The 25,754-nt window shown below is 69.0% G+C and carries 28 protein-coding genes; 16 read left to right on the top strand and 12 right to left on the bottom strand.

The window, feature by feature from the left end; translation table 11 throughout:
• Positions 1-262 precede the first annotated feature (262 nt).
• The 3 genes from pdhA to AB0M83_RS00660 are packed head-to-tail and all read left to right on the top strand — an operon-like array spanning position 263 to position 3,787.
• Entirely contained in the window at positions 263-1,468 is a 1,206-nt protein-coding gene (gene pdhA, locus AB0M83_RS00670; RefSeq protein ID WP_364510317.1) for a pyruvate dehydrogenase (acetyl-transferring) E1 component subunit alpha, read from the top strand.
• Positions 1,468-2,460 carry an alpha-ketoacid dehydrogenase subunit beta gene (locus tag AB0M83_RS00665; protein ID WP_364510314.1) on the top strand — a complete coding sequence of 331 codons (993 nt, stop codon included), beginning with the start codon at positions 1,468-1,470 and terminating at the stop codon, positions 2,458-2,460. Before pdhA ends, AB0M83_RS00665 begins: the two co-directional genes overlap by 1 nt.
• Before the next feature lie 16 nt (positions 2,461-2,476).
• Positions 2,477-3,787, top strand: a complete 1,311-nt coding sequence (locus AB0M83_RS00660) for a dihydrolipoamide acetyltransferase family protein (RefSeq protein WP_364510311.1) — start codon at positions 2,477-2,479, stop codon at positions 3,785-3,787.
• A 34-nt stretch (positions 3,788-3,821) separates the two neighbouring features.
• Here the strand turns inward: AB0M83_RS00660 and AB0M83_RS00655 are convergent, their stop codons facing one another.
• Entirely contained in the window at positions 3,822-4,115 is a 294-nt protein-coding gene (locus AB0M83_RS00655; RefSeq protein ID WP_364510308.1) for a DUF6191 domain-containing protein, read from the bottom strand.
• A gap of 94 nt (positions 4,116-4,209) precedes the next feature.
• On the opposite strand from AB0M83_RS00655, the gene AB0M83_RS00650 reads away from it, so the two are divergent.
• Both AB0M83_RS00650 and AB0M83_RS00645 read left to right on the top strand, forming a co-directional pair.
• A complete protein-coding gene (locus AB0M83_RS00650) occupies positions 4,210-4,800 on the top strand; it encodes a TetR family transcriptional regulator (protein WP_364510812.1) in 591 nt (196 codons plus the stop codon).
• Positions 4,801-4,820: 20 nt separating this feature from the next.
• On the top strand, positions 4,821-6,767 hold the full coding sequence (locus AB0M83_RS00645; protein WP_364510810.1) for an ABC transporter ATP-binding protein: 1,947 nt from the start codon (positions 4,821-4,823) through the stop codon (positions 6,765-6,767).
• On the opposite strand, the gene AB0M83_RS00640 is transcribed toward AB0M83_RS00645, so the two are convergent.
• The gene (locus AB0M83_RS00640; RefSeq protein WP_364510305.1) at positions 6,764-7,681 is read right to left on the bottom strand and encodes a zinc-binding dehydrogenase; all 918 of its coding nucleotides are present in this window, start codon (positions 7,679-7,681) and stop codon (positions 6,764-6,766) included. The two genes, AB0M83_RS00645 and AB0M83_RS00640, sit on opposite strands and share 4 nt — an antisense overlap.
• 80 nt (positions 7,682-7,761) lie before the next feature.
• Between AB0M83_RS00640 and AB0M83_RS00635 the strand changes: the two genes are divergently transcribed.
• A complete protein-coding gene (locus tag AB0M83_RS00635) occupies positions 7,762-8,313 on the top strand; it encodes a helix-turn-helix domain-containing protein (RefSeq protein WP_364510302.1) in 552 nt (183 codons plus the stop codon).
• A 69-nt stretch (positions 8,314-8,382) separates the two neighbouring features.
• On the top strand, positions 8,383-8,850 hold the full coding sequence (locus AB0M83_RS00630) for an FxsA family protein (RefSeq protein WP_364510299.1): 468 nt from the start codon (positions 8,383-8,385) through the stop codon (positions 8,848-8,850).
• On the opposite strand, the gene AB0M83_RS00625 is transcribed toward AB0M83_RS00630, so the two are convergent.
• The 3 genes from AB0M83_RS00625 to AB0M83_RS00615 are packed head-to-tail and all read right to left on the bottom strand — an operon-like array spanning position 8,851 to position 11,117.
• Positions 8,851-9,780 (bottom strand): YDG/SRA domain-containing protein, encoded by a 930-nt coding sequence (locus AB0M83_RS00625; protein ID WP_364510297.1) that lies wholly within the window; start codon positions 9,778-9,780, stop codon positions 8,851-8,853. It abuts the gene before it with no gap.
• A 53-nt stretch (positions 9,781-9,833) separates the two neighbouring features.
• Entirely contained in the window at positions 9,834-10,403 is a 570-nt protein-coding gene (locus tag AB0M83_RS00620; RefSeq protein WP_364510807.1) for an SCP2 sterol-binding domain-containing protein, read from the bottom strand.
• A gap of 51 nt (positions 10,404-10,454) precedes the next feature.
• Positions 10,455-11,117 carry an SCP2 sterol-binding domain-containing protein gene (locus AB0M83_RS00615; RefSeq protein WP_364510294.1) on the bottom strand — a complete coding sequence of 221 codons (663 nt, stop codon included), beginning with the start codon at positions 11,115-11,117 and terminating at the stop codon, positions 10,455-10,457.
• A 126-nt stretch (positions 11,118-11,243) separates the two neighbouring features.
• On the opposite strand from AB0M83_RS00615, the gene AB0M83_RS00610 reads away from it, so the two are divergent.
• Positions 11,244-11,900, top strand: coding sequence for a TetR/AcrR family transcriptional regulator (locus AB0M83_RS00610; protein ID WP_364510291.1), 657 nt, complete (start codon positions 11,244-11,246; stop codon positions 11,898-11,900).
• On the opposite strand, the gene AB0M83_RS00605 is transcribed toward AB0M83_RS00610, so the two are convergent.
• Both AB0M83_RS00605 and AB0M83_RS00600 read right to left on the bottom strand, forming a co-directional pair.
• Complete coding sequence (locus AB0M83_RS00605; protein WP_364510288.1) at positions 11,892-12,734, bottom strand: MaoC/PaaZ C-terminal domain-containing protein; 843 nt, start codon at positions 12,732-12,734, stop codon at positions 11,892-11,894. The two genes, AB0M83_RS00610 and AB0M83_RS00605, sit on opposite strands and share 9 nt — an antisense overlap.
• 1 nt (position 12,735) lies before the next feature.
• Positions 12,736-14,070: a 3-oxoacyl-ACP reductase gene (locus tag AB0M83_RS00600; protein WP_364510286.1), complete on the bottom strand. Its 1,335-nt coding sequence runs from the start codon at positions 14,068-14,070 to the stop codon at positions 12,736-12,738.
• Positions 14,071-14,163: 93 nt separating this feature from the next.
• On the opposite strand from AB0M83_RS00600, the gene AB0M83_RS00595 reads away from it, so the two are divergent.
• A complete protein-coding gene (locus tag AB0M83_RS00595) occupies positions 14,164-15,453 on the top strand; it encodes an acetyl-CoA C-acetyltransferase (RefSeq protein ID WP_364510283.1) in 1,290 nt (429 codons plus the stop codon).
• Positions 15,454-15,504: 51 nt separating this feature from the next.
• Here the strand turns inward: AB0M83_RS00595 and AB0M83_RS00590 are convergent, their stop codons facing one another.
• Complete coding sequence (locus tag AB0M83_RS00590) at positions 15,505-16,044, bottom strand: DoxX family membrane protein (RefSeq protein ID WP_364510280.1); 540 nt, start codon at positions 16,042-16,044, stop codon at positions 15,505-15,507.
• 178 nt (positions 16,045-16,222) lie between these two features.
• On the opposite strand from AB0M83_RS00590, the gene AB0M83_RS00585 reads away from it, so the two are divergent.
• The 4 genes from AB0M83_RS00585 (at position 16,223) to AB0M83_RS00570 (ending at position 19,856) form a co-directional block, all read left to right on the top strand.
• Positions 16,223-16,957 carry a MerR family transcriptional regulator gene (locus tag AB0M83_RS00585; protein WP_364510278.1) on the top strand — a complete coding sequence of 245 codons (735 nt, stop codon included), beginning with the start codon at positions 16,223-16,225 and terminating at the stop codon, positions 16,955-16,957.
• Positions 16,958-17,110: 153 nt separating this feature from the next.
• On the top strand, positions 17,111-18,301 hold the full coding sequence (locus AB0M83_RS00580) for an ATP-binding protein (protein ID WP_285477582.1): 1,191 nt from the start codon (positions 17,111-17,113) through the stop codon (positions 18,299-18,301).
• 260 nt (positions 18,302-18,561) lie between these two features.
• Positions 18,562-18,711 carry a hypothetical protein gene (locus tag AB0M83_RS00575; protein ID WP_284750174.1) on the top strand — a complete coding sequence of 50 codons (150 nt, stop codon included), beginning with the start codon at positions 18,562-18,564 and terminating at the stop codon, positions 18,709-18,711.
• A 230-nt stretch (positions 18,712-18,941) separates the two neighbouring features.
• Entirely contained in the window at positions 18,942-19,856 is a 915-nt protein-coding gene (locus AB0M83_RS00570; protein WP_364510273.1) for a bifunctional helix-turn-helix transcriptional regulator/GNAT family N-acetyltransferase, read from the top strand.
• On the opposite strand, the gene AB0M83_RS00565 is transcribed toward AB0M83_RS00570, so the two are convergent.
• Positions 19,853-20,428 (bottom strand): peroxidase-related enzyme, encoded by a 576-nt coding sequence (locus AB0M83_RS00565; protein WP_364510270.1) that lies wholly within the window; start codon positions 20,426-20,428, stop codon positions 19,853-19,855. The genes AB0M83_RS00570 and AB0M83_RS00565 overlap by 4 nt on opposite strands.
• Positions 20,429-20,448: 20 nt before the next feature.
• Here AB0M83_RS00565 and AB0M83_RS00560 point away from each other — a divergent pair, with 20 nt between their 5' ends.
• Positions 20,449-21,054 carry a hypothetical protein gene (locus AB0M83_RS00560; RefSeq protein WP_364510268.1) on the top strand — a complete coding sequence of 202 codons (606 nt, stop codon included), beginning with the start codon at positions 20,449-20,451 and terminating at the stop codon, positions 21,052-21,054.
• Here the strand turns inward: AB0M83_RS00560 and mctP are convergent.
• Both mctP and AB0M83_RS00550 read right to left on the bottom strand, forming a co-directional pair.
• Positions 21,051-22,706 carry a monocarboxylate uptake permease MctP gene (mctP, locus tag AB0M83_RS00555; RefSeq protein ID WP_364510266.1) on the bottom strand — a complete coding sequence of 552 codons (1,656 nt, stop codon included), beginning with the start codon at positions 22,704-22,706 and terminating at the stop codon, positions 21,051-21,053. The genes AB0M83_RS00560 and mctP overlap by 4 nt on opposite strands.
• Positions 22,703-22,981, bottom strand: a complete 279-nt coding sequence (locus AB0M83_RS00550; RefSeq protein ID WP_364510263.1) for a DUF3311 domain-containing protein — start codon at positions 22,979-22,981, stop codon at positions 22,703-22,705. The genes mctP and AB0M83_RS00550 overlap by 4 nt, the downstream gene beginning before the upstream one ends.
• Positions 22,982-23,169: 188 nt before the next feature.
• Here AB0M83_RS00550 and AB0M83_RS00545 point away from each other — a divergent pair, with 188 nt between their 5' ends.
• Together AB0M83_RS00545 and AB0M83_RS00540 are read left to right on the top strand one after the other, a co-directional pair.
• Positions 23,170-24,789 (top strand): alpha/beta hydrolase, encoded by a 1,620-nt coding sequence (locus tag AB0M83_RS00545; protein WP_364510261.1) that lies wholly within the window; start codon positions 23,170-23,172, stop codon positions 24,787-24,789.
• 116 nt (positions 24,790-24,905) lie between these two features.
• Positions 24,906-25,178 (top strand): helix-turn-helix transcriptional regulator, encoded by a 273-nt coding sequence (locus AB0M83_RS00540; protein ID WP_364510258.1) that lies wholly within the window; start codon positions 24,906-24,908, stop codon positions 25,176-25,178.
• On the opposite strand, the gene AB0M83_RS00535 is transcribed toward AB0M83_RS00540, so the two are convergent.
• Positions 25,175-25,753, bottom strand: coding sequence for a hypothetical protein (locus AB0M83_RS00535; protein WP_364510255.1), 579 nt, complete (start codon positions 25,751-25,753; stop codon positions 25,175-25,177). The two genes, AB0M83_RS00540 and AB0M83_RS00535, sit on opposite strands and share 4 nt — an antisense overlap.
• Position 25,754: the final 1 nt, after the last annotated feature.

The following is a 25,754-nucleotide window of genomic DNA, read 5'->3' as shown; positions in this document are numbered from 1 at the left end:
GCGCGCGGACCGGCGCCCTACTCTCGTAGGTCCGATGCTCGGGCTTCCAAGCGTTTTCCCTGTTCAGAACCCCTTTCTCAGCAACAAATCAGCAACCGCGCCTGACCAAAGCCCGGGCCTTCGTGCCAGGATGTCGGCGTGAACCGTCAACGCCGACGGTGACCGAGCGCTTCGGAGACCCGACGCGCTGGTCCCCGCCGGTGCAGTCGCTGTGGTCGCCACAAGCGGCCGCCAGAGGCACCGACACCGAGGAGCAACGCCCATGCCGTCCGAACAGTGGACGCACCCGGAGCCTGGAGACGGGCCGGCCGCCGTAGCGGCTCAGCCTTCCCCCGAGCAGGTGATCGCCGGATTGCGAGCGACCAGCGAAGGTGGCGCTGAGCTGACTCAGCTGCTCACCCCCGAAGGCGAACGGGTCCCGTCGCCCCAGTTCGACAAGTACGTCGACGACATCGACGACGAAGCCCTGCGCCAGCTCTACCGCGACATGGTGCTCGTCCGCCGCGCGGACCGCGAGGCCAACGCGATGCAGCGCCAGGGCCAGCTCGGCATCTGGGTCCCGCTGCTCGGCCAGGAGGCCGCGCAGATCGGCTCCGGCCGCGCGCTCAAGAAGAACGACATGGCGTTCCCCAGCTACCGCGAGCACGGCGTCGCGTACGCGCGCGGGGTCGACATGAAGGACCTGCTGGGCATCTTCCGGTGCACCGACCACAGTGGCTGGGACTACCAGGGCACGGGTTTCCACCCGTACACCATCGTGATCGGCAACCAGGTGCTCAACGCCGCCGGTTACGCGATGGGCCAGAAGTTCGAGGGCAAGGTCGGCGACGACGACGGCGAAGCCACGATCTGCTACTTCGGTGACGGCGCGACCTCGCAGGGCGACGTCCACGAAGGATTCGTCTGGGCCGCCGTCTACGACGCGCCGCTCGTGTTCTTCTGCCAGAACAACCAGTGGGCGATCTCCGAGCCGACCGAGCGCCAGTCGCGCCTGCCGCTCTACCAGCGCGCCCGCGGGTACGGCTTCCCCGGCATCCGCGTCGACGGCAACGACGTCCTGGCCTGCCTCGCGGTGTCCCGCTGGGCGCTCGACGAGTGCCGCCATGGCAACGGCCCGGTGCTGATCGAGGCGTTCACCTACCGGATGGACGCGCACACGACGACCGACGACCCGTCGCGCTACCGGCTCTCCGACGAGCTCGAAGAGTGGAAGCTCAAGGACCCGATCGAGCGCGTCCGGGCGTTCCTGGCCCGCAAGGGCGGCGCCGACCACACGTTCTTCGACAAGGTCCAGGAGGAGGCCGACGCCTTCGCAGCCGACCTGCGCGAGTACACGTTCAACATGCCGGAGCCGCCGCCGGACCGGATCTTCAGCAACGTCTACGCCGAGGGCAACCCGGTGCTGGACGCGCAGCGCGAAGAGTTCCTCTCCTACCTCGACGGCTTCGCATCGGCGGGTGAGCACTGATGACCGACCTCCAGAAACTCACCATCGGCAAGGCGATCAACCTCGGCCTGCGCCGCGCGATGGAGGAGGACCCCAAGGTCCTGATCATGGGTGAGGACGTCGGCAAGCTCGGCGGCGTCTTCCGGATCACCGACGGCCTGCAGAAGGACTTCGGCGAGCAGCGGGTGCTGGACACGCCGCTGGCGGAGTCCGGGATCATCGGCACCGCGGTCGGCCTGGCCGTGCGCGGCTTCCGGCCGGTCTGCGAGATCCAGTTCGAGGGCTTCATCTTCCCGGGCTTCGACCAGATCTCCTCGCAGCTGGCGAAGCTGCACTACCGGACGCAGGGCAAGGTCAAGATGCCCGTCGTGATCCGGGTGCCCTTCGGCGGCGGGATCGGCGCGGTCGAGCACCACTCGGAGTCGCCGGAGTCGCTGTTCGCGCACATCCCGGGCCTCAAGGTCGTGTCCATTTCGAACGCCGTCGACGCCTACTGGGGCATCCAGCAGGCGATCAAGTCGGACGACCCGATCCTGTTCTTCGAGCCGAAGCGGCTGTACCACTCGGGTGCGCTGCGGGCGGAGATCGACACCGACGGCACGCCGGCCCGGGTGTTCTCGTCGCAGGTCGTCCGCGAAGGCACGACGGCGACGGTCGTCGCGTACGGGCCTTCGGTGAAGGTCGCCCTCGACGCGGCCGCCGCGGCGGCCGACGAAGGCAAGTCGCTCGAGGTCATCGACCTGCGCACGCTCTCGCCGCTGGACCTCGGCCCGGTGTTCGAGTCGGTGCGCAAGACCGGCCGGCTGATCGCGCTGTCGGAGGCGCCGTCCGAGTCGTCGCTGACGTCGGAGATCGCCGCGCGCGTCCAGCAGGAGTGCTTCTACTCGCTGGAAGCGCCCGTCCTCCGGGTGACCGGGTTCGACACGCCGTACCCGCCGGCCAAGCTCGAGGAGCACTACCTCCCCGACCTGGACCGGGTGCTGCACGCCGTCGACCGCTCACTCGCCTGGTAAGGGGGATCTCCGCGCAATGCCTACGTACAAACAGTTCCCCCTGGCCGACACGGCCGAGGGGCTGACCGAAGCCGACATCCTGTCCTGGCACGTGAAGCCGGGCGACACGGTGACGGTCAACCAGATCGTGGTCGAGATCGAGACCGCGAAGGCCGCCGTCGAGCTGCCGATCCCGTGGGCCGGCGTGGTCACGGAGCTGCACGTCGAGCCGGGGCAGACGGTGGAGGTCGGCACGCCGATCCTCACCATCGACGTCGACCCCGGCGGGGCGGCGGCGACTCCGGCACCGGTCGAAGAGCCGGCCGAGGAGGAGATGAAGCCGCTGGTCGGCTACGGCTCCAAGACGGTGGTCACGCAGCGGCGAGCGCGCAAGGGCTCGGAACCCGCTCCGGTTGCCGTTGTCGCCGCCCCTCCGGCTCCCGCTCCGGTGGCGCCTCGCGGCGGGTACGTCCCGTTGGCGAAGCCGCCGGTGCGCAAGCTCGCCAAGGATCTCGGCGTCGACCTGCACTCGCTGACCGGCACGGCGGACGGCGGCGTGATCACGCGCGACGACGTCGAGCGGGCCGCGAACGGTGCTGGTGCCGCGACGGCGCCTGCGTCCCCTGTGGACAGTGGGTACGACCCGGCGACCCGCGAGCGGCGCGTGCCGATCAAGGGCGTCCGCAAGATGACCGCGGCGGCGATGGTGCAGAGCGCGTACACGGCTCCGCACGTCACGGAGTTCCTGACCATCGACGTCACGCCGATGATGGAGTTCCGCGAGAAGCTGAAGAAGTCGCGGGAGTTCGCTGGGGTCAAGGTCACGCCGCTGACGTTCGCGGCGAAGGCCGTGTGCCTGGCGGCGAAGCGCACCCCGGACATCAACGCGGTCTGGGACGAAGCGGCGCAGGAGATCGTCTACAAAGACTACGTGCACCTCGGGATCGCGGCGGCGACGCCGCGCGGCCTGATCGTGCCGAAGGTCCGCGACGCCGACTCGCTGTCGCTGAAGGAGCTCGCGCAGGCGCTCACGACGTTGACCGACGTCGCTCGTGAGGGCAAGACGTCCCCGGCGGACATGGCGAACGGCACGATCACGATCACGAACGTGGGCGTGTTCGGCGTCGACACGGGCACGCCGATCATCAACCCGGGCGAGTCCGCGATCCTGTGCCTCGGCGCGATCAAGGACCAGCCGTGGGTGGTGGACGGCGAGATCAAGGTCCGCAAGGTGCTCCAGCTGTCGCTGAGCTTCGACCACCGCGTGGTCGACGGCCAGCAGGGTTCGGAGTTCCTGGCCGACGTCGGCGCCCTGCTGGCCGACCCGGCCATGGCCATGACGTACTGAGTTTTCGCAGGTGAGGGCCGTCTTCGGGCGGCCCTCACCGCTCTCGGAAGACGATCTTCCCGGCGTCGAGGTCGACGTGGGTGCGCGGCGGGGCGCCGTCGGCTTCGTCGTCGACGAGCATCAGCTGGACCTGGCGTTGCTCAAGCTCGTGCTGCTTCGTGCCGCCGAGGATCGCTTCGACCTCTTCGGTCGCCGCGACGCTCGCCACCCGCTGGCCGTCACCGCGGCGGTGCCAGGGCAGGAACCGGCGGCCCCAGACCTCGAACACGGCCAGCAGGAACAGCAGCACGACCAGGATCGGGAACGCCATCGCCCAGAGCACACCCATGGCGCCAACCTATACTCACTTGACGGAGTGAGCACTCACTCCGCACACTGGTCGCATGACACCAGCACCCGAAACCCGGCGGCGAGCGCCGGGCATGAGCGTCGAAGCCCGGCGCGCCATGATCGTGCACGCGGTGCTGCCGCTCCTGATCGAGCACGGCGCCGGCGTGACGACCAGCCAGATCGCCCGCGCCGCCGGCATCGGCGAGGGCACCATCTTCCGCGCGTTCAAGGACAAGGACGAGCTGTTCGACGCGTGCACCGCCGAGGCGCTGCGCCCCGACCACGTGCTCGACGCCATCGCCGAAATCCCGATCGACCAGCCCCTCGAAGACCGGCTGGTCGAGGCCGCCGACGCGCTCGGCGCGCACCTCGAGCGGATGGGCGCGCTGATGGGCGCGCTGCACGCGTCCGGCCGGCACAAGCAGCGCGACCCCGAGCAGCGGCTCAAGGACCGGCGCGGCACGTGGAAGGGCGGCCGCAGCGAGTCGATGGCCGCGATGCGCGGCGCGATCACCGAACTGTTCGAGCCCGACAAGGACCGCCTGCGGCTGACGCCCGAGCAGCTGGCCGCGCTGTTCCTGACCCTGCTGTTCGGCGGCCGCCGGATGGCGCCCCTCGACGACCCCGCCACCACGCGCCAGGTGGTCGACGTCTTCCTGCACGGCGCCGTGGAGGCTCGATGATCCCGGGCGGTGGGGGCGGCATCGAGTTCATGCTGGCTCGGCGAGGAAGACGGCGGCACGCCTCGACGGTCCCGGAAAGCGGGCTCACCGGACCGGTCGAAATCCCCGATCCCAAGCCGGAAGACCAGCCGAAGGACCTTCGCTCGCGGTTGAAGCGCGCGAAGACGTCCGTAGCGGGCACGGTCCGCGGCCTGCCGAAGGTCGTGAAGCTGACGTGGCAGGCCAGCCCGGTCCTGACGATCCTGCTGGCGCTGATCACGTTGCTGTCGGGCCTCCTGCCGACCGCGACCGCGTACATCGCGAAGCTGCTGCTCGACGCCGTCGTCGCGGCGATCCAGGGCAAGGGCACCACCGGCGACATCGTGAACGTCGCGCTGTTCCAGTTCGGCGTGCTCGCCGCGACCGCGATCAGCAGCGCGCTGACGTCGATCGCGCAGTCGCTGCTGCAGGAACGCATGACGCTGACCATCCGCCACCAGGTGATGGCGCACGCCAGCGAGCTGCACCTCGCCTACTTCGAGGGCTCGACGTCGTACGACATGCTGCGCCAAGCCGCGCAGGAAGCGCCGACGCGGCCGCTGTCGATGATGAACTCCGCGCTCGGGCTCGTCCGGACGCTCATCACGTTCGGCAGCATGATCGCGCTGCTCGTCGCGATCAGCCCGCTGCTCGCGCTGGTCGCGTTGGTGGCGCCGATCCCGGCGTTCATCTCGCAGTCGAAGTACGGCTCGCGCGCGTTCTGGCTGACGTTCCTGATGTCGCCGATCAAGCGGCGGATGGACTACCTGTCCTCGCTGGTCACGACGGACACGTACGCCAAGGAGACGAAGCTGTTCGGCCTCGGCCCGTACTTCGTCGACCGGTTCCGCCGGCTCGGCCTGGTGTCGTACGAGCGGCAGCGGAAGCTGACGATCAACCGCAACGTCAGCTCGACGTCGTGGGGGCTGCTGAGCACGCTCGCGGGCTCGGCGATCGCGCTGTACATCGCACTGGAGGCCGTCGGCGGACGGCTGACACTCGGCGACCTGGCGCTGTACACGGCCGCCGCGACGTCCGTGCAGACGTCGGTGTCCGGGCTGTTCACGGCGTTTTCGGGGATGTACGAGAACAATCTCTACCTCGACACGCTGTACCGCTTCCTGGACACGAAGCCGGAGATCACGGCGCCCGCGTCACCACGGCCGTTCCCGTCCGAAGTGGACGGTCACATCACGTTCGACTCGGTGACGTTCGCCTACCCGGGATCGGACGAGCCGGCGCTGGAGGACGTCAGCTTCGAGATTCGCCCGGGCGAGACGGTGGCGGTGGTCGGCCGCAACGGCGCGGGCAAATCGACGTTGTTCAAGCTGCTGTGCCGGCTGTACGACCCGACCGCCGGCCGGATCCTCCTGGACGACGTCGACATCCGCGAGTACGACCCGGACGAGCTGCGCAAGCGGATCAGCGCGATGTTCCAGGACTACGTGACGTACCAGGGAACGGCGGCGGAGAACATCGGCCTCGGCGACCTGACGCGGCTCGAGGATCGTCCGCACATCGAGGACTCGGCCCGCCGAGCGGGCGCGGACGAGCGCATCGAGCGGCTGCCCAGCGGCTACGACAGCCCGTTGGGGAGGTGGTTCGACCAGGGCGTTTCGTTGTCCGGCGGCGAGTGGCAGAAGATCGCGCTGGCACGGGCGTTCCAGCGCGAGGCGCCGTTATTGATCCTCGACGAGCCGACGTCGGCGCTGGACGCGCAGGCGGAGCACGACCTGTTCTCGCGGTTGCGCGAGCTGTCCGAGGGCCGGACGACGCTGTACATCTCGCACCGGTTCTCGACGGTGCGGCAGGCGGAGCGGATCCTGCTGCTGGACCACGGGAAGGTGGCGGAGTACGGAACGCACGAGGAGCTGATGGCGGCGAAGGCCGGATACGCGGAGCTGTTCACCCTGCAGGCGCAGGCGTACTTGGACGAGATCCCGAGCTAGGGAACGAGCACGACCTTGCCGACACCTTCGCGGCTCTCGACGCGCGCGTGTGCCGCGGCGGCTTCGGCGAGAGGGTAGATCCGGTCGATCACCGGCGTCAGCGTGCCGTCCGCGACGAGGTCGAGTGCCTCTTCGCGGGCGGCCGCGACGTCTCGGCCATAGGCGTCGGGACCGCCGAAGCCGACCAAGGTGAGTCCGCGCGCCACGAGGGAGGCGACGGGGAAGGCGGGGAACTCGCCGCTGAGCAGGCCGTAGGCGAGGATCCGCCCGCGCGGGACGAGTTTGGTGGTCAGCTCAGCGGCACGTGACCCGCCGATCGACTCGAAAACGACGTGAATGCCCTCGGGGACGTTCGTCCGCCATTCCGGGTCGTGGTGGTCGAGCACGACGTCCGCGTCCGGGACGAGCTTCCCACCGCCGGCCGTGGCGACCACCCGCGCGCCGCGAGCCTTCGCCAGCCGCGTCAGATATCCGCCGATCGCGCCGGAAGCGGCCTCGACCAGCACAGTTTCTCCCTCGACGACGTTCGCCGTGCGAAACAGCGCGAGCGCCACCGCAGCGGGGACAGCGGCGGCAACGGCTTGTTCGGCGGCAACCCCGTCGGGCACCACCGTGTACTGGCTCGCCGCGACGAACTCGGCGTAGGCGCCGCCGCTGAAGGACATGGTGACGACCTGGCGCCCGACGAGGGTTTCGTCATCGGCCTCGACGACGACCCCCGCGGCTTCGTGCCCGAAGACCGTCGCTTCGCTGCCGGCGGAGAGAAGGCCGGCCCGCAGCTGGGTCTCGTAAAAGGGGACCGCGATCGCCTCGACGCGGACCAGCACTTCGCCGTCCCGCCGGTGGGGTTCGGGCCGATCCTCGACCTTCAGCACTTCCGGGCCACCCGTGCCGTACAGCACCACTACGCGCATCGCCGCTCCCTAAATGGACCACCAGTCAACTTACGGTCGCCTACTATATGGACCGTCAGTCAACTTGTCGAGGAGCTTCCATGGAACGCGCCGATGCGGCCCGGAACCGCCGGGCGATCCTGCGCGCGACCGAGGAGCTCCTGGAGACGAACGACCTCGCGCAGGTGTCGATGGATCGCGTCGCGGCCGCGGCCGGCGTCGGCAAGGGGACGGTGTTCCACCGCTTCGGCAACCGCGAAGGCCTGATGCGCGCCCTGGTGGAGGAGCGGGTCCGGGCCCTTTCGGACGCGGTGGCGTCAGGCCCGCCACCCCTGGGCCCGGGCGCACCGGCGGCCTCGCGACTGGCGGCGTTCTTCGACGCGGTGGTCGAGCTGGCGACGCGCAACGTGAAGGTGATGGCGGCATTCGAGCAGGCATCGACGGACCGGCTGAACAACCCGATCTACCTGTCGTGGCACGCCCACGTCACGAGCTTGATCACGTCGGCGGCGCCCACGCTGGACGCGGACCTCATCGCGCACCTGCTGCTGGGATCGCTGCACAGCGATTTGATGCTGCACCTGCTGCGCACGGGCGAAACCCACCGGCTGACCACCGGACTCCGCTCGATGATCGAAACGCTGCTGCGCTGATCAGACCGGGGTCGAGCCCCGGTGTCGGGGTGCCGGGAGCAAATCGGACAGGTCATTCGTTGACCCGGTATGGCTGTCGCGTTCCTGCTTTACGTCTTCGCCGAGATCGCCGCGATCTGGGCGGTGGGCTCGGCCGTCGGCGTGCTCGGCACGCTGGGCCTCCTGCTGGCCGGCGCGTTCATCGGCTCCTGGCTGGCCCGCCGCGAAGGCGCCAAGGCGATGAGGGCGTTCACGTCCGCGGCCCGAGCGGGGCAGCCGGCGGAGAAGGAACTCACCGACGGGATGCTGGTGGGCCTCGGCGGCGTGTTGATCCTGGTCCCGGGGTTCGTTTCCGACGTGCTGGGGCTGTTGCTGATGCTGCCGCCGTCGCGGGCGGTGGCTCGGCGGTTGTGGTTGAAGCGGATGGAGAAGCGGGCGGTGCGGTTCGCCAACCAGCGGCGTGGGCCGGTGATGGTGGTGGACAGCGAGGTCGTCCCTCCGAAGGAGCCTCGCCGCGACCAGCCGACGGTCATCGAAGGCCGGATCGTGGAGAACTGATCACGAGTGCGCTGCTCGGTGCAGTGCAAGGTACTTCGTGTCGACGTAGTGCTCTTCCGCCACTCTAAGAACCCCAGTCGCCTTACCGTTGCAAGTCACCGACAGATCGTCGTTCACCAAAATGGCGCCTAGGTCGAAGAGAGCATGGCAGTTCGGACACAGACAGAGCATGTTCTCCGGAATGTCTGGTCCTTTGTGCGCTCCGCCCACCGCTTGGATGTGCGCGCCCTGCGCGTAGCCCCGCCCGGCAATAGCCAGCCTGGTGCCGCACATCTGGCACGTGTAGTCATGAGCTTCTTTGACGAAGCGGGCCACTTCGATCGAACGGACGATCGCTTCGCCAGATGTGGGTCGGCGAGTGGGCTCAAGGGTGCCCACCGGGACCTTCGGGTGCGCGGGCTCAGCGGATAATTCATATTCGCCACCGGGCAGGCCAACGTCGACAGTGCCTGCCTTGACCATCAGGAATCGACACACCTTGTACCCGTGTGACTCCCTTTCGTACCAAGAGTCCTTGACCAGGAAGAGGCCGTCGTACCGGTAACCGCTAGCCGGGCCGTGCTCGGCTTTCCTGCCACGGATAACCCGCACAGGCGTACCATTGATCTTGCTTGTCACGAGTGCAGCGTTCCCGCGGTCTTCGAAGGTCTGATCGCGGACATGCCGGCGACCTTCCAGACCACCGTGGCCCGTGTAGTAGAGGACGTCTCCTTCGTCACGATCCGCGTAGCCGCCAGATACGACGATCGATTCCGCACCACGCTTCCGCGTGCCGGCGATGCCGGCCTGAGTCTCCCGGTGTACACCGCGGTCAAATGCTTCACGCCGGCTGGCGAAGCGCGTACCCACAGGAACTCCCGCGATCTCGCCCCAGGGGTGATCAGGGTCGCGCGGGGTGGCAGCGATGGCAAAGCTGTCCGCTGTACTCATGGATCCACCCTAAAGGTGGACACCGACAGTTTGGTGTCACCGACGCGGTACAGCTAGTCCACTGTCGGCTTCGGGATGTCGAAGTAGCTGGAGAACCGCACCGCCGGGGCGTACTCGCCCTTCACCTTCACCCGGCCCGTCACGAACATCGCCGCAACCGCCGCGTTGCCCGTCGCCATCTTGATGAAGTCGTCCACCGACAGCGTGATCGTGGTGTCCGGGGTTCGGGACAGGTCCGTTGAAGAAACGCACAACCCGTCCTCGATCACCGTCTGGAAACGGTCGTAGCCGTCCTCTCTGGAACCGTCCGTAAAGCGCCACGAAACCACGAAATCCACGTGACGTGCGCGCTCCGGGAGGAAATGCTCGGACATTCGGCGGAATATCTCGTCCAGGAACACCGCGCGCAGCTCCGGGTGGTCCGCGATCGCCTTCAGCTGGTCTCGCGAAGCGCGCTTGACCACGTCCACCAGGACGTCCGTCGACAGGGAGCTCAGCTCGATGCCCGCGCCCGACTCGCCCAGCATGTGCAGTGTCTCCAGGACCTGGATGAACTGCGAAGGCGTCAAGTTGGCGATGACGAGCTTGTCCGCGAACGCGTTGACCGCATGGCCGGCGCGCATACCGCGGGGCCGGGAAAGGCGCCACTTCGCTTTTCGGGGCACGGGGACGGACTATACGGGGTGCGGGAGGTCGAAGAATCCGATCAGGCCCGCCGCGAAGGCCAAATCGCCCTTGACCTTGATTCTTCCCGTGACGAACAACACCGCCGGCGTCGCCTGGTGGGTGATGAGCCGGAAGAAGTCCGCCGGGGCGATCGTGATCGTGACTCGGGGGGCCGAGCGCATGTCACGGCTCACCGTGCACGAGCCGTGCGAAATCACCGTCTCGTAGCGGTCGTAGCCGCCTTCGCCGATGCCGTCCGACAAGCGCCAGTGGACGACCGCGTGCAGGTCACGGGCCCGGTCAGACCGGATGTGCGCGCCCATGCGGGCGAAGATCTCGTCCAACACCCGCTCTCGCAGGGGCCGCTCCGCGACAACGCTCTCGAGCTGCGCGCGAGACGCCGACGACACCAGGGACGCGAAACGCGCCGGGTCGACCTTGCTCAAATCGAACGCCGGGGCGCGCGAAGCCAGCGCGAGGAGCGCCTTCAGGAAACGGCGGAAGTCGTCCTTGCCGAGGTCGCGCGGGTCGATCGCCTCAGCCAGGGTGTCGGCGTCGAGAGCGTGCGCCTCGGGGCTGAGCGGGTCGAGCCGCTCCAGCGCGTTCAGCAGCGCCGCCCCACGGAGCTCCGCGACCTGATCTGCGCTGGTCATCCCGGCGTTGTCGGCCATGGTCACTCCCTCTCAAGCTACTCACCCGTAGGCTACCCGCCAGTAGGTAGGCGGGCAAGCGTGCCGAAATCACCCTCCCGGGGCAACGCCCGGTACCGTCTCCGGGCAGCAACAGGGAGGTCCAGCGTGTCAGAGGATGATCAGCGTCCGCCCGAACGGGCCCGGCGGCTGCCGCGCGCCGTGCGCGAGCGGCAGATCCTGGACGCCGCCGTCCAGGTTTTCTCGCGCCACGGCTACCACGCGGCCTCGATGGACGAGATCTCCGACGTCGCCGGTGTCTCGAAGCCGATGATCTACACCTACCTCGGGTCCAAGGAGGACCTGTTCGGCGCGTGCATCCGCCGCGAGGCGACCCGCCTGCTCGAGGCCATCCAGGCCGGGGTGAAGCCCGATTTGCCGCCGGACATGCAGCTCTGGCACGGCCTGCGGTCGTTCTACCGCTTCGTCGCCGAGTACCGCGAGTCGTGGACGGTCCTGCACCGCCAGGCGCTGACCGTCGGCGGGGCGTTCGCCGCGGAGGTCACCGACATGCGGGTGCGCGCGATCCAGCTGGTCGCCGCGCTCGTCGTGTCCGCGGGTACCCGCAAGGGCGTCGGCGAGCAGGCCGAGTTCTCCGGCGAAGGCCTGTCGGCGGCGCTGGTCGGGGCGGCCGAGTCGCTGGCCGACTGGGCCCTCGACCACCCCGACATCTCCGACGGCGTCCTCGCGTCGTGGCTGATGAACCTCGTCTGGCTCGGCTTCAACGACCTCATCGAGGGCGAGGTCTGGAAGCCGTCAGAGTGAGGTGATCGTCCCCTCCAGGTGGGGCTTCGCCTTGCTCCACAGCTCGAACGCCCAGCCCTCCGGAGTGGCCCACGACGTGAAGCCCGCCTTCGCCGGCAGCAGCACCGGCTGCTTGAAGCGGACGTCCACCGTGAACGCCTCCGGTAGCCGGCCTTCGAACGCGGCCAGGGCGTGGGCCTTCGTCCACATCCCGTGGGCGATCGCCTTCGGGAAGCCGAACAAGCGAGCCGTCAGCGGGTGCAGGTGGATCGGGTTGCGGTCGCCCGAGACCTCCGCGTAGCGCCGGCCGATGTCACCCGGGACGCGCCAGATCGCGTCCGGCGTCGGCGGCGCCAGCTGCTCACGGCGCCCGGACGGACCCGAAGACGAGCCGCGACGCAGGTACGTGCTGACATCGGTCCACACCAGGTCGTCGCCGGCCCAGGCTTCGCTGACGACGTCGAACTGACGGCCCTTCTCGTGCGGGCGCAGGTTCTCCGCGCGCACCCGGATCGTCAGCGGCTCGCTCAGGCGCAGCGCGCGGTGCTGGGTGATCCGGTTCGCCACGTGCACCATGCCGAGCAGCGGGAACGGGAACCCCGGCTCGGTCATCAGCGCCATCTGCAGCGGGAACGCCAGCATGTGCGGGTACGTCGCCGGCAGCTCGTCGCTCAGCCGGAAGCCGCACACCGCGTTGTACGCCGCCAGGTGCGCCGGGTCGACGACGACGCCGGTGCGGACCAGTTCGGTGTCCGGCAACGTCGAGCCGGATGCCTTCCGGAGCACGCCGCCGAGCAGCGCCTTCGGGTACAGCGTCGCCAGGCTCGGCGTGCTGTCGAGTTCGCGGATCGCCACGTCACGCCCCCAGCAGGGCCTGGCCGCAGACGCGGACCACGTTGCCGTTCACCGCGGCCGACGCCGGGTTCGCGTACCAGGCAATCGTCTCGGCGACGTCGACCGGCAGGCCGCCCTGGCCGAGGCTGGACAGCCGCCGCCCGGCTTCGCGGATGAACAGCGGGACCGCCGCCGTCATCTTCGTCTCGATGAACCCGGGCGCGACCGCGTTGATCGTGCCGCCGTACGCCGCGAGCTGCGGCGCGCCGACGTTCACCATGCCGATCACGCCCGCCTTCGACGTCGCGTAGTTCGCCTGGCCGACGTTGCCGGCGATGCCCGCGATCGACGAGACGCCGATGATCCGGCCGTTTTCGTTCAGCACGCGATCGCCGAGCAGCTTGTCGTTCACCGCGAGCTGCGACGCGAGGTTCACCGCGATCACGGAGTCCCACGCGCTTTCGCTCATGTTGCCCAGCGTCTTGTCGCGCGTGATGCCCGCGTTGTGCACGACGATGTCGACGCCGCCGTGACGCTCCTTCAGGTACTCCGCGAGCTTCGCGGGCGCGCTGGGCGAAGTGATGTCGAGCTGCAGCGACGACCCGCCGATCTTGTTCGCCACCTTCGACAAGTCGCCGCCCTGGGCGGGGATGTCGAGCGCGACGACGTGCGCGCCGTCGCGGGCCAGCACCTCGGCGATCGCCGCGCCGATGCCGCGCGACGCGCCGGTGACCAGCGCGACCTTGCCGTCGAGGGGCTTCTCCCAGCTCGCGGGCGCCGACGCCGTCTTGCCTTCGGCGCCGATCCGGATGACCTGCGCGTCGACGAACGCGGACTTCGCGGAGAGCAGGAAACGCAGCGTCGACTCCGTCGCCTCTTCGGCACCTTCGGCGACGTACACGAGCTGAGCCGTCGCGCCGCGCTTCAGCTCCTTGCCCACGGAGCGCACGAAGCCCTCGAGAGCGCGCTGAGCGATTCGCTCGCGGCCCTCGACCTGCTCCGGCGGCGTGCCCAGGACGACCACCCGGCCGGACGGCCCGACGCTGCGGATCACCGGGTGGAAGAAGTCGTAGACCTCGCGCAGGCGCGAAGGGTCGGTGACGCCGGTGGCGTCGAAGACGAGCGCCGCGTGCCGGTCGGCCGCGGAGGTGATGACCTCGATGCCCGCGTCGGCGATCTGGTCGCGAAGGGTCTTCTCGAGCCGGCCGCCGGGCGCGGCGCCCAGAAGTGCGGGACCCTCGAGAGCGGGTTGCCCGGGCTGGTAGCGGCGCAGCGTGGCGGGGTTGGGCAGGCCGAGCTTCGGCACCACGAACTTCCCCACCGGGGTTTTCGTGAACTGCTGGTACCTGTCAGCCATCGCTTGCCTCCCGTGCAGTCTGCGTCACGTCGCAGTCTAACCTACTGTCGAGTAGGTTACAGTGTGAGAGAGCCGACGAGAGAGGTGGAGTTCATGCCGCCGAAGAAAGCCCCCGCCCTGCGCAAGGTCGCGATCATCGGGGGCAACCGGATCCCCTTCGCGCGCTCCAACGGCCCATACGCGAAGGCGTCGAACCAGGACATGTTCACCGCCGCACTCGACGGCCTGGTCAGCCGTTTCTCGCTGCAGGGCGAGGTGATCGGTGAGGTCGCCGCCGGCGCCGTGCTCAAGCACTCGAAGGACTTCAACCTGGCCCGCGAGAGCGTGCTCGGCAGCAAGCTCTCGCCCGCGACGCCCGCGTCCGACGTCCAGATGGCGTGCGGCACCGGCCTGCAGGCCATCATCAACGTCGCGAACAAGATCGCGCTCGGCCAGATCGACTCGGCCATCGCCGGCGGCGTCGACACCACGAGCGACGCGCCGCTGGCCGTCAACGAGGACCTGCGCCAGATCCTCATCCAGCTCAACTCCGCCAAGACGCTGGGCGACCGCCTCAAGCTCGTCGCGAAGATCCGGCCCGGGCACATCGTCCCGGCGATCCCGCGCAACGAGGAGCCGCGCACCGGTCTGTCGATGGGTGAGCACGCGGCGCTGACCGCGAAGATCTGGGAGATCACCCGCGAGGCGCAGGACGAGCTGGCGGCAGCCAGCCACCAGCACCTCGCCGCCGCGTACGACCGCGGGTTCTTCGACGACCTCGTGACGCCGTTCCTCAAGCTCACGCGCGACCAGAACCTGCGCGCGGACTCGACGGCGGAGAAGCTCGCCAAGCTCAAGCCGGCCTTCGGCGGCCCGGACGGCACGATGACCGCGGGCAACTCGACGCCGCTGACCGACGGCGCGTCGACCGTCCTGCTCGCCACCGACGAGTGGGCGAAGGCGCACAAGCTGCCGGTGCTGGCGTACCTGACGTTCTCGCAGACCGCCGCCGTCGACTACGTCCACGGCGAAGAGGGCCTGCTGATGGCGCCCGCGTACGCCGTACCGCGGATGCTCGCGCGCGCCGGGCTTTCGCTGCAGGACTTCGACTTCTACGAGATCCACGAGGCGTTCGCGTCGCAGGTGCTGGCCACGCTCAAGGCGTGGGAGGACCCGGCGTTCGCCAAGGAGAAGCTGGAGCTGGACGAGCCGCTCGGCGCGATCGACCGGGCGAAGCTCAACGTCAACGGCTCGTCGCTGGCGGCCGGGCACCCGTTCGCCGCGACCGGCGGCCGGATCGTCGCGACGCTGGCGAAGCTGCTGCACGAGAAGGGATCCGGCCGGGGCCTGATCTCGATCTGCGCGGCCGGCGGCCAGGGCGTCACCGCGATCCTGGAGAAGTAAGCTCGCAGGAAAGGGCCGCCCCTCGCTCGCGGGGGGCGGCCCTTTCGCGTACTAGTTGGGGAGCGCCTTCTGGGCCCGCTTCGCGAGCTTGTTGGCGCGCTTCTGGCCCTTGCGGCTCAGTTTCCCGGCGGCAGCCGAAACGTCCTTCGCGGCGTGACGCGCGCGCCAAGCCGCCGACGGCTTCCCGTGCGTGTCGCTGACCGCGAGCAGCAGGCCGCCGGCCAGGCTCGCGTTCTTGAAGAACTGGATCTGCTGCTGCTGCTTCTCGCCGGGGTCCTTGATGGTCCAGAAGCTGTGCGTCGCGAGCGTCGTCGGCACGAGGCTGCCGAGCAGCAGCCCGGCCGCCAGCCGCGGCGCCTTGCCGGCCGCGAGCGCGAGACCGGCACCGATCTTCACGGCGGCGTCGATGCGGACGAGCGTCACCGGGTCGCGCGGAACCTGCTCCGGCACGACATCGCCGACCTTCTCGAACGCGCTGTTGAGGAAGGGTTCCGCCGCCTTCGCGTGCCCTTCGGCCTGCCTCAGCGCATTGATTCCGCCCGTCACGAAGATCGTGGCGAGCAGGGGACGTGCCACTCGACGGAGTATCACGGTCGTTTGCCTTCCTCGTACGGGCCGCTGCCTGGTCGAACCTATCGCCTGGGTGCCCGCTCCGCTGCCGCTCGAACCCTCATCGGTGTTTCTGCGCGAATATCGCTCAAACGCTAGAGAAGACTAGAGAGCGTTAGCGGTTGACTTTGACGCTGCGTCAACTTCTATCGTCGAAGGCATGGAGTGGTCGATCCAGGACCTCGCCCGCTCGGCCGGGACCACGAGCCGGACGCTGCGCCACTACGGCGCGGTCGGCCTGCTGGAGCCCAGCCGCGTCGGCCGCAACGGCTACCGCTACTACGACGAGCAGGCGCTCGTCCGGCTGCAGCGGATCCTGCTGCTGCGCGAACTCGGCCTCGGACTGCCGGCCATCGCGGAGGTCCTGGACGGGCAACGCGACCGCGTCGCGGCGCTCGAGACCCACCTGGCGCTGCTCGAACAGGAGCGGCGGCGGATCGGACGGCAGATCGATTCGGTCCGGACCACGCTACGGAAACTGAAGGGAGGTGAACGACTGATGGCAGAGGAAGTCTTCGACGGCTTCGACCACACGCGGTACGAGGAAGAGGTCACGCGCCGCTGGGGCGCCGACGCGTACCGGCGCGGTGACCAGTGGTGGAGTTCGTTGTCCGCCGACGAGAAGAAGGCCCACCAGCAGGAGCAGGTGGACATCGCCGCGGCATTCGGCGCGGCCCTCGCTTCGGGTTCGACGCCGGATGCCGACGACGTCCAGGCGATCGCGCGGCGGCTGCACGAGTGGCTTCGGCCGGCGGTGTCGTCCGTGTCCGCGGGGTACTTCGCGGGGCTCGGGCAGCTGTACGTGGACGACCCGCGCTACGGGCTCGAAGGCCCGGCCGCGGAATTCGTCCGGGACGCGATGAAGATCTACGCGGAGCGGAACCTGACCGCCTAGCGCCACGTCGTAGTGCGCGCTGGGGGTAGGGACGAGCAGGGCTGCAGACCTGTTCGTCTCTATGTACGGCCATCCGGTCGAACCTCGGCGACACGCCTAGGCGTCTATGGCGGAATATCGGGCTCGCGCTAGATACGTCGATAACTTGGCAGAGTGGACCCCATCCGCAACCCCTTCGCGCCGGGCGCCGGGCAACGGCCGCCCGAGCTGGCCGGGCGCGAGCGTGAGCTCAAGGCCTTCGAGGTCGTGCTCGAACGGGTTGCGCGGGGGAGACCCGAACGCAGTCTCGTGCTGACCGGGCTGCGCGGGGTCGGCAAGACCGTGCTGCTCGGGGAGCTGCGCGCGATGGCCGTCCGACACAAGTGGGGCGCCGGGAAGATCGAGGCGCGGCCGGACGCCGAGCTGCGGCGGCCGCTGTCCGCCGCGCTGCACCGGGCCATCCGGGACCTCGCCGTGCGGCACCGCGCGCCGGACCGGGTCGAAGAGGTGCTCGGCGTGCTCAAGGCGTTCGCGCTGCGGGCCAACAAAGCCGACGCCAAGCTGCGCGACCGCTGGCAGCCCGGCATCGACGTGCCCGCCGCGCAGGGCCGCGCGGACTCCGGGGACATCGAGATCGACCTCGTCGAGCTGTTCACCGACGTCGCCGAGCTGGCCGCGGACGTCGGGACCGGCGTCGCGCTGCTCATCGACGAGATCCAGGACCTGCAGCCCGACGACGTCTCCGCGTTGTGCGCCGCCTGTCACGAGCTCTCGCAGTCCGGGGCGCCGCTCGTCGTCGTCGGGGCCGGGTTGCCGCACGTGCCCGCGGTGCTCTCGGCGTCGAAGTCCTACTCCGAGCGGCTCTTCCGGTACGCGCGGATCGACCGGCTCGACCGCGCGGACGCCGACTACGCGGTGATGGCGCCGATCGAGCGCGAGGACGCCGGCATCGAGCCGGAAGCCCTCGACGCCCTTTTCGACGCGTCCGGCGGCTACCCGTACTTCATCCAGGCCTACGGCAAGGCGGCCTGGGACGCGGCGCCGTCCGACCCGATCACGGTCAAGGACGTCCAGGTCGCCGCCCCCGAAGCGGAGTCGGAGCTGGCCGTCGGCTTCTTCGGCTCGCGGTACGACCGGGCGACGCCGGCCGAGCGGGAGTACCTGCAGGCGATGGCCGAGCTGACCCAGGGGCGCGACGAGCCCGCCGGCACCGCCGACGTCGCCGTGTTCCTCGGGCGGAAGCCGTCTTCGCTGTCGCCGGCCCGCGACAGCCTGATGAAGAAGGGCCTCGTGTTCTCCGCCGAGCGAGGCCAGATCGCCTTCACCGTGCCGCACTTCGGCCACTACCTGCTCGGACGCGACTGACCTGGGCTTTTCCGGACGTCTCGCGCTCTATGAGCGTCCCTAAGTTCTTCTTGGGAAATCCCTATAGACCGATAGAGAGCCGTAGCGGGTTGCCTTGCCGTGACCGCGGCCACCCTCGATCTCTCCGGCCCATACCCAGGTTTTCCGATGATTCATCGGCGGGTGTGCCAAGTCACCGGATATTCGTTGGAATCCTTGTGAAAAAAGGTGCATACTAGAGGCACAAGCCACCAAGACCCTTGAAGGGGATGCAGAAACCGATGAACAACATCGCCGCCAAGCTCCGTGCCCGTCGCGCCGAGGTTCGCACTCGCCGGGCGCTGAACCGGGCGATCGACACCGCCGCGACCGCGACGGTCCGTCAGGAACTCATCGCGATCGCGCAGGCTCGCACGGGCTACATGCGCTGACCCGCCCCACCCTGTGGCGGTCGCCCATTCGAGTGACCTATGCCACAAAGTGCTGAGGCTGTAACGCCACCCAAAGTGGCGTCGATACCCCCTACGACCCCGTGATGCTGGCGGACCCCCGACCTGGCAGCATCGCGGGGTTTCCCATGTCCGGGGTCCGAAAATCTTCTTGCCCTCGCCGGCTTGCGCAGTATTCTTTGACTTCGTCAACGAGTTGTTTGAGGTGGTCAATGAACGACACACGGGTGGCCGCGGTCCGTGCTTTCAACCGGCTCTACACCGGCGTCATCGGCGTGCTCGACGAAGGACCGGCGGACGCCGAGTACTCGCTGCCGGAAGCCCGCGTGCTCTTCGAGCTCGCCCACCAGGACCCGCTGCCGGTGACCGACCTGCGCAAACGCCTCGACCTGGACGCCGGGTACGCCAGCAGGCTGCTCGCCCGGCTCGAGTCGCGCGGGCTGATCTCCCGCGAACGGTCCGACGAAGACGCCCGGCGCCAGCTCGTGCGGCCGACGCCGGCCGGCCGGGACGCGTACGCCCTCCTCAACCGCCGTTCGACCGAGCAGATCAGCGGGCTGCTACGCCGCTTCGCCGACGAAGACCAGGAGCGTCTGCTGGCCGCCATGCGCACGATCGGCGACCTGGTCGGCGACCGTCGTCGTGACCCGGCGCTCGTGCTGCGTCCACCACGACCGGGTGACCTCGGATGGGTGGTCGAACGGCATGGCGCGCTCTACGGCCGCGAGTACGGCTTCGACGTCCGGTTCGAAGGGCTCGTCGCCGGCATCGTCGCGGATTTTGCCGCTCGTGACGACTCGGGTCAGGCGTTCTGGATCGCCGAACTCGACGGAGAGCGCGTCGGCAGCATCGCGTGCGCCCGCGGGCACGACGCGGACACCGCGAAGCTGCGGCTGTTGCTGCTGGAGCCGTCGGCCCGCGGCCACGGCGTGGGCAAGCGGCTGGTCACCGAATGCGTCGAGTTCGCCCGAGCGCACGGCTACCGGACGATGGAGCTGTCGACGGTGTCCATCCTCGCCGCCGCCCGCGCCCTCTACCGCGCGGCCGGGTTCGAGCTCGTCGGCGAAAAGGACTTCGACGACTGGGGGCCGAAGCTGACCGAGGAGACCTGGCGCCTGGAGTTCTAACGCGGCACGCGGCCGAGCAGGTGGAACTCCGGGTTCGGGCGCAGCGCGGTCAGGTGCGCGAGCCGGTTCGACATCGCGAACAACGCCGTGATCGCGCCGATGTCCCAGATTTCGTCGTCGGTCAGGCCGGCGTTGCGCGCGGCTTCGAGATCGCCTTCGCCGAACAACGCGGAGTCCTGGGCGAGAGCGAGCGCGAGGTCGACGATGGCGCGGCCGCGTTCGTCCAGCTCGACCTGCCACGGGTTGCTCGCCACGCGGTCGGCGAGCTCGGGATCCTTGGCGCGGATGCGCAGGATGGCCCCGTGCGCGACGACGCAGTAGGTGCAGTGGTTGGCCCCGGACGTCGCGACGACGACGAGTTCGCGTTCGGCTTTGGTCAAGCCGTCGGAGCGCTCCATGAGGGCGTCGTGGTAGTCGAGGAAGGCGCGCAACTCGGCGGGGCGGTGCCCGAGGGCGCGGAAGATGTTCGGCGTGAAGCCGGACTTCTCCGCGATCACGCCGACGCGCTCGCGCAGGTCTTCGGGCAGGTCTTCGAGTTCCGTGATCGGGAACCGGCTCACCGCGTCGCTCATGTCCTTCACGCTAGCCGTGGTTGGCTGTCACCGTGACGGACTGGTACTGCGAACGCCTCGGGCCCGGGCTCTGGGGTGAGCCGCTCAACAGTCTCAGCAATCTTGCCTTCCTCGTCGCCGCCGTGGTGGTTTGGCGGCTGGCCGCGGGGGATCGCGTCGGGCGGGTGCTGGCCGGGCTGATCGGGCTCGTCTTCTTGGCCAGCAGCGTCTTTCACCTCGTCGCGACGCGGTGGGCCGCCGTCGCGGATTCGGTGAGCATTCTTGCTTTCGCGCTCGTGTACGCCGTGTTGTTCGCGCGGGTCTTTTACCGCTGGCGGTTCGCCTGGCTCGCCGCGCCCGCGTTTCTCGCGCTCACCGTGGGCACCGCGCTGCTCGGCGGTGGGCTCTACCTGTCCGCGCTGATCGGGCTCGGGATCTTCGCCGCGCTACTGGCTTTCGAGCGCGACGCGTACTGGACGCACTTCGCCGTCGCGGGTGCGGTGTTCGCGCTTTCCCTGTCCCTGCGCACGCTCGACCGGGACGTGTGTGACTACGTCCCGGTCGGCACGCACTTCCTCTGGCACCTGCTCAACGGGCTGGTGCTCTACCTCGTCTCGCGGACACTCGTCCTCAGAAACAGTCCTTAGTGGACACCGATCGGCCGCAGGTCCTTGTCGTTCTCGTCGGCGTGGTAGTCCTCGGCGTTGGTGTCGTCGGTGCCGTTGAAGATCTTCATCCGGCGCGCGATCACCGTGACGATCGCCGCGACCACCAGGTTGGCGATCAGGGCGACGAAGCCGACGTAGATCTGGACCTGCGAACCCGAGAACGGGTGCCAGCCGAAGATCGACATGTTGCCCAGGGCCAGCGCCGAACCGCCGAAGTGCTGCTTGCCGTTGGCCGGGTTGGGGATGCCGTACAGCATGATCAGGCCCCAGCCGATGCCGACGACCCAGCCCGCGATCAGGCCCCAGCGGTGGAACCAGCGCGTGTACAGCGCGAGCGCCACGGCCGGCAGCGTCTGCAGGATCAGGACGCCGCCGATGAGCTGGAGGTCGATCGAGAACTGCGGGTCGATCAGGATGATCACGGCCACCGCGCCGAGCTTCACGACCAGCGAAGCCAGCTTCGCCTGCTTCGCTTCTTCCTGTGGTGTCGCGTTCTTGCGGATGTACTCCTTGTAGATGTTGCGGGTCCACAGGTTGGCCGCGGCGATCGACATGATCGCGGCCGGCACCAGCGCGCCGATGCCGATCGCGGCGAACGCGATGCCGGCGAACCACGACGAGAACTGGCTGTCGAACAAGACCGGGACGATCGTGTTGCCGTCCGCCTTGCCGGTGGCCGCGTTCGTCAGCGGCTTGACGCCCGCCGTGATCGCCACGTACCCCAGCAGCGCCAGCAGGCCCAGCACCAGCGAGTACGCCGGCAGCGCGACCATGTTCCGCTTGATGACGCTGCGCCCGCGCGAAGCCAGCACGCTGGTCAGCGAGTGCGGGTAGAGGAACAGCGCCAGCGCCGAACCCAGCGCCAGCGTCGCGTACTGCAGCTGGTTGTTGGCGGTCAGCAGGATCGACCCGGCCGGCTTGCCGGTGGCCGGGCTCGGCGTGCCGAGCTTCTTCGCCGCCGTGTCGAAGATGTGCGACCAGCCGCCCAGCTTCGAGGGCAGGTAGATGATCGCCACGAGGATGACGATGTAGATCAGGATGTCCTTGACGAACGCGATCAGCGCGGGCGCCCGCAGGCCGGACTGGTAGGTGTAGAAGGCCAGGATCACGAAGGCGACCAGCAGCGGCAGGTGCCCGACGATGCCGGAGCCGTTGATGCCCATCGTCCGCAGGACGGCTTCGAGGCCGACCAGCTGCAGCGCGATGTACGGCATCGTCGCGACGATGCCGGTGATCGCCACCAGCAGCGCGAGGATCGGGGAGCCGAAGCGGCCGCGCACGAAGTCGGCCGGCGTGACGTAACCGCGCACGCGCGAGACCGACCACATCCGCAGCGCCGGGAGCAGGACGATCGGGTAGACGACGATCGTGTACGGCAGCGCGTACAGGCCGAGCGCGCCGGCGCTGAACACCAGCGCGGGCACCGCGACGAACGTGTACGCCGTGTAGAGGTCACCGCCGAGCAGGAACCACGTGATCCACGAGCCGAACTTGCGGCCGCCGAGGCCCCATTCGTCCAGGTGGTCCAGCGTGCTGCCGCGCTGCCAGCGCGACGCCATGAACCCGAGGACGGTGACCAGCGCGAACAGGATCGTGAAGATGATCAGCTCGGGCCACTGCAGGTTGCTCATCGAGCGTCCCCCTCGTCCAGGTCCTCGACGCTCAGCTTGTCCGGAGCGTCCACCGTGGGCTTGTCCCGCGTCATCATGTAGACGATCCAGGTGCTGAGCACCCCGATCGCGACGAAGAGGAACTGAAACCAGTAGAAGAACGGCATCCCGAACAGCCGTGGACCGTCCATGTTGAACAGTGGCGTGACCAGGACCAGCAGCGGGACGATCAGGAGCAGGTTCCACGGGCTGAACTGCAGCCCGCGCACCTTCCCGTCGTGCTTCTCAGTCGACATCGGACCTCACCTAACACTCCCGTAACCGACCGCCTGACCTTAGAACCTGGGTGACGGCGCGTCACGTCTGTCCGATATCGATTTGATCGCCACGGACCGCGTTGCCGACCAACGTCGGTTGCCCCGCCCCCACCCGGCCTATATCAATAGCCGACTCCGCACGCGAAAACCCGATAAGGGGCAACCGTATGACACGACTCCGCTACGCGGTGGTGATCCCGGCCATCGCCGGCACCCTGCTGGCCGGGTTCACGCCGGCCTTCGCAGGCCAGGAGGCCGCAGCCGGCAAGCAGCCGCTGAACTCCACGAACATCCCGGCGCAGTACGCGAACCAGAAGCTGGACTGGCACAAGTGCGCCGTCCCCTCCGAGCTGCCCACGGCCCCGCCCGCGGGCGCCGAAGACATGGAGTGCGCGACCTACAAGACGCCGCGCAACTGGTACCAGGCGAACGCCCAGATCGACCTGACCATCGCGGTCAGCCGCCTGAAGGCGACCAAGGACGCGACCGCCAGCGTCGTCACCAACCCCGGCGGCCCGGGCGCGCCCGGCCGCAACTTCCCGGCGCGGCTGCGCAACCAGCCGAAGCTGCGGGAGCACCAGGAGATCGTCGGGTTCGACCCGCGGGGTACCGGCAAGAGCACCAACATCACGTGCGGCGGTGCCATCGGCACCGGCTCGGACCTGGACCCGCGTGACCGCGACCGCCAGAACCTGAACCTGATCGTCCAGGCGACGAAGTACGCGGCGCTGTCCTGCCAGCAGAAGTCCGGCGAGCTGGGCCCGCTGATCAACACCGACCAGACGGTCAAGGACATCGACCTGCTGCGCGTGCTGCTCGGCCGCGACAAGATCAACTGGGTCGGCTACTCGGCGGGCACCTGGATGGGCGCGCACTACGCGCAGGCCTACCCCACCCGCACCGGCCGGTTCGTGCTCGACTCCTCGACGGAGTTCACCACGACCTGGCAGAAGTCGTTCGACTGGCAGCCGCTCGGCTTCGAGCGCCGCTGGCGGCAGGACTTCCTCCCGTGGATGGCGAAGTACGACAAGCTCTACCACTTCGGCACCACCGGCGAGGCGGCCCGCCAGACCTACGAGCAGGTCCGCTACGCCCTGACCCAGGGCGCGGTCACCCTGCCCGACGGTTCGAGCGTGTCGGCCAACGGCCTGGACGCCTTCATCGCGTCTTCGATCTATTCGAAGCGGTCCTTCCCGGGCCTGGCCGACTACCTGGTCAGCGTCCGCACCCTGACCCAGGGCACGGCGTCGGCGCAGGCCAAGACGTCGGCCGCGCAGAAGGTCAAGGCCGCCGACAAGAGCACCGACACCTCCGGCGCGCAGCCGCTGATGGTGCCGACCGACGGTGACGCCTACGACGCGTCGTTCTGGACGATCCCGTGCAACGAGGGTCCGTGGACCGGCACCGTCAACAGCGCGATCAAGGACTCGCAGCGGCTGATCGACAAGCAGCAGCCGCTGCTGGGCGCCGGCTGGTTCATCCAGCCGTGCCTGTTCTGGAAGAAGACCCCGGCGCCGCTGCCCGTGCTGGACGGCAAGGGTGTCCCGCCGGTGCTGATCGTCGAGTCGGAGCACGACCCGGCGACCCCGATCGAGGGCGCGCGGCGCGCGCACAAGGCGTTCGCGAACTCGCGGATGCTGACGATCACGAACGAGGGTGACCACGGGATCTACGCCGGCGGCAACGCGGGTGTGGACAAGGTCGTGGAGGCCTACCTGGTCGACGGCGTCGTGCCGAACGACCAGAGCCTGCCCGGGGTGGCACTTCCGGTGCCTCCCGGCGCCTGACACCACAAGGGCTAGTGGGGCCCCGTCGGACTTCGGTCCGGCGGGGCCTTTTCCACACCTGTGCACAGAGTTGTCCACAGGCGGTGGACAACTCGGGTGGTATTAGAATCAGCGCCATGGTGCGGGTACCGCTGACGAGCGAAGAGCGCGAACGGGGCGAACGCCTCGGCCAGGCGTTGCGGGCGGCCCGCGCCGGGCGGAGCATGGTCGACGTCGCCGGCGAGGCCGGGATCTCGGTCGAGACGCTGCGGAAGATCGAGACCGGGCGGATCCCGACGCCGGCCTTCTTCACGGTCACGGCCATCGCGGACGCCGTGGGGCTGCCGTTGGAGGAGCTGCGGGCGGCCGTCGCGCCGGCGGGGTCGCCACCCCTTTCCCAGGCGAGCTAGAGCGGGCGAAGCTGGTTCAGGATGTGCTCGCGGTCGTTGAGGAACGCGCATCCCGCGACCGGCAGTTCGTAGCTGTTCAGCAGCTTCTCGAAGTCGGAGAACTCGTCCGCGGAGAACCCGAACCCCCGCTTGACCGCGTGCGCTGACAGGACGTCGGCCAGTTCCTCCCACTCGCCGGACCACAGGAGCGTCCGGTAGTGCGTGTACTCCTCCGGCGACAGCCGGCCCGCGAGGCTCGTCAGCACGCTGTCGGCGAAGAAGCTGATCCGGTTCTCCTTGAGGTCCGCCACCGTCGGGTTCGCCGGGTCGCGGGCCGCGTCGGGGTTGCGGACCACGCCGGGGCCCGCCACCGGGTACGCCGTGTGGACGTGGCCGTTCTCCTCGACCAGCACGATCAGGTGCACGTTGAACCGCTCGCCCGCGCAGCGCCAGCGGCCGTTCTGCTGCTGCCACCGGGCTTCGCTCGGATCGTTCGCGACGTCCTTGACGACCGAGATGATGTGCTCGTTGCTCCAGCCGGGCGGGAACTCGCTGGTCGCCCGCCGCCCGACGCCCGGCGCGTGTCCGCCTCCCACG

The sequence above is a fragment of the Amycolatopsis sp. NPDC051106 genome (assembly GCF_040682775.1).
In the GTDB taxonomy this organism is placed as follows: domain Bacteria; phylum Actinomycetota; class Actinomycetes; order Mycobacteriales; family Pseudonocardiaceae; genus Amycolatopsis.
The sequence above is the reverse complement of the archived record's forward strand: the minus strand, read 5'-3'. Positions and strand labels throughout refer to the sequence as shown.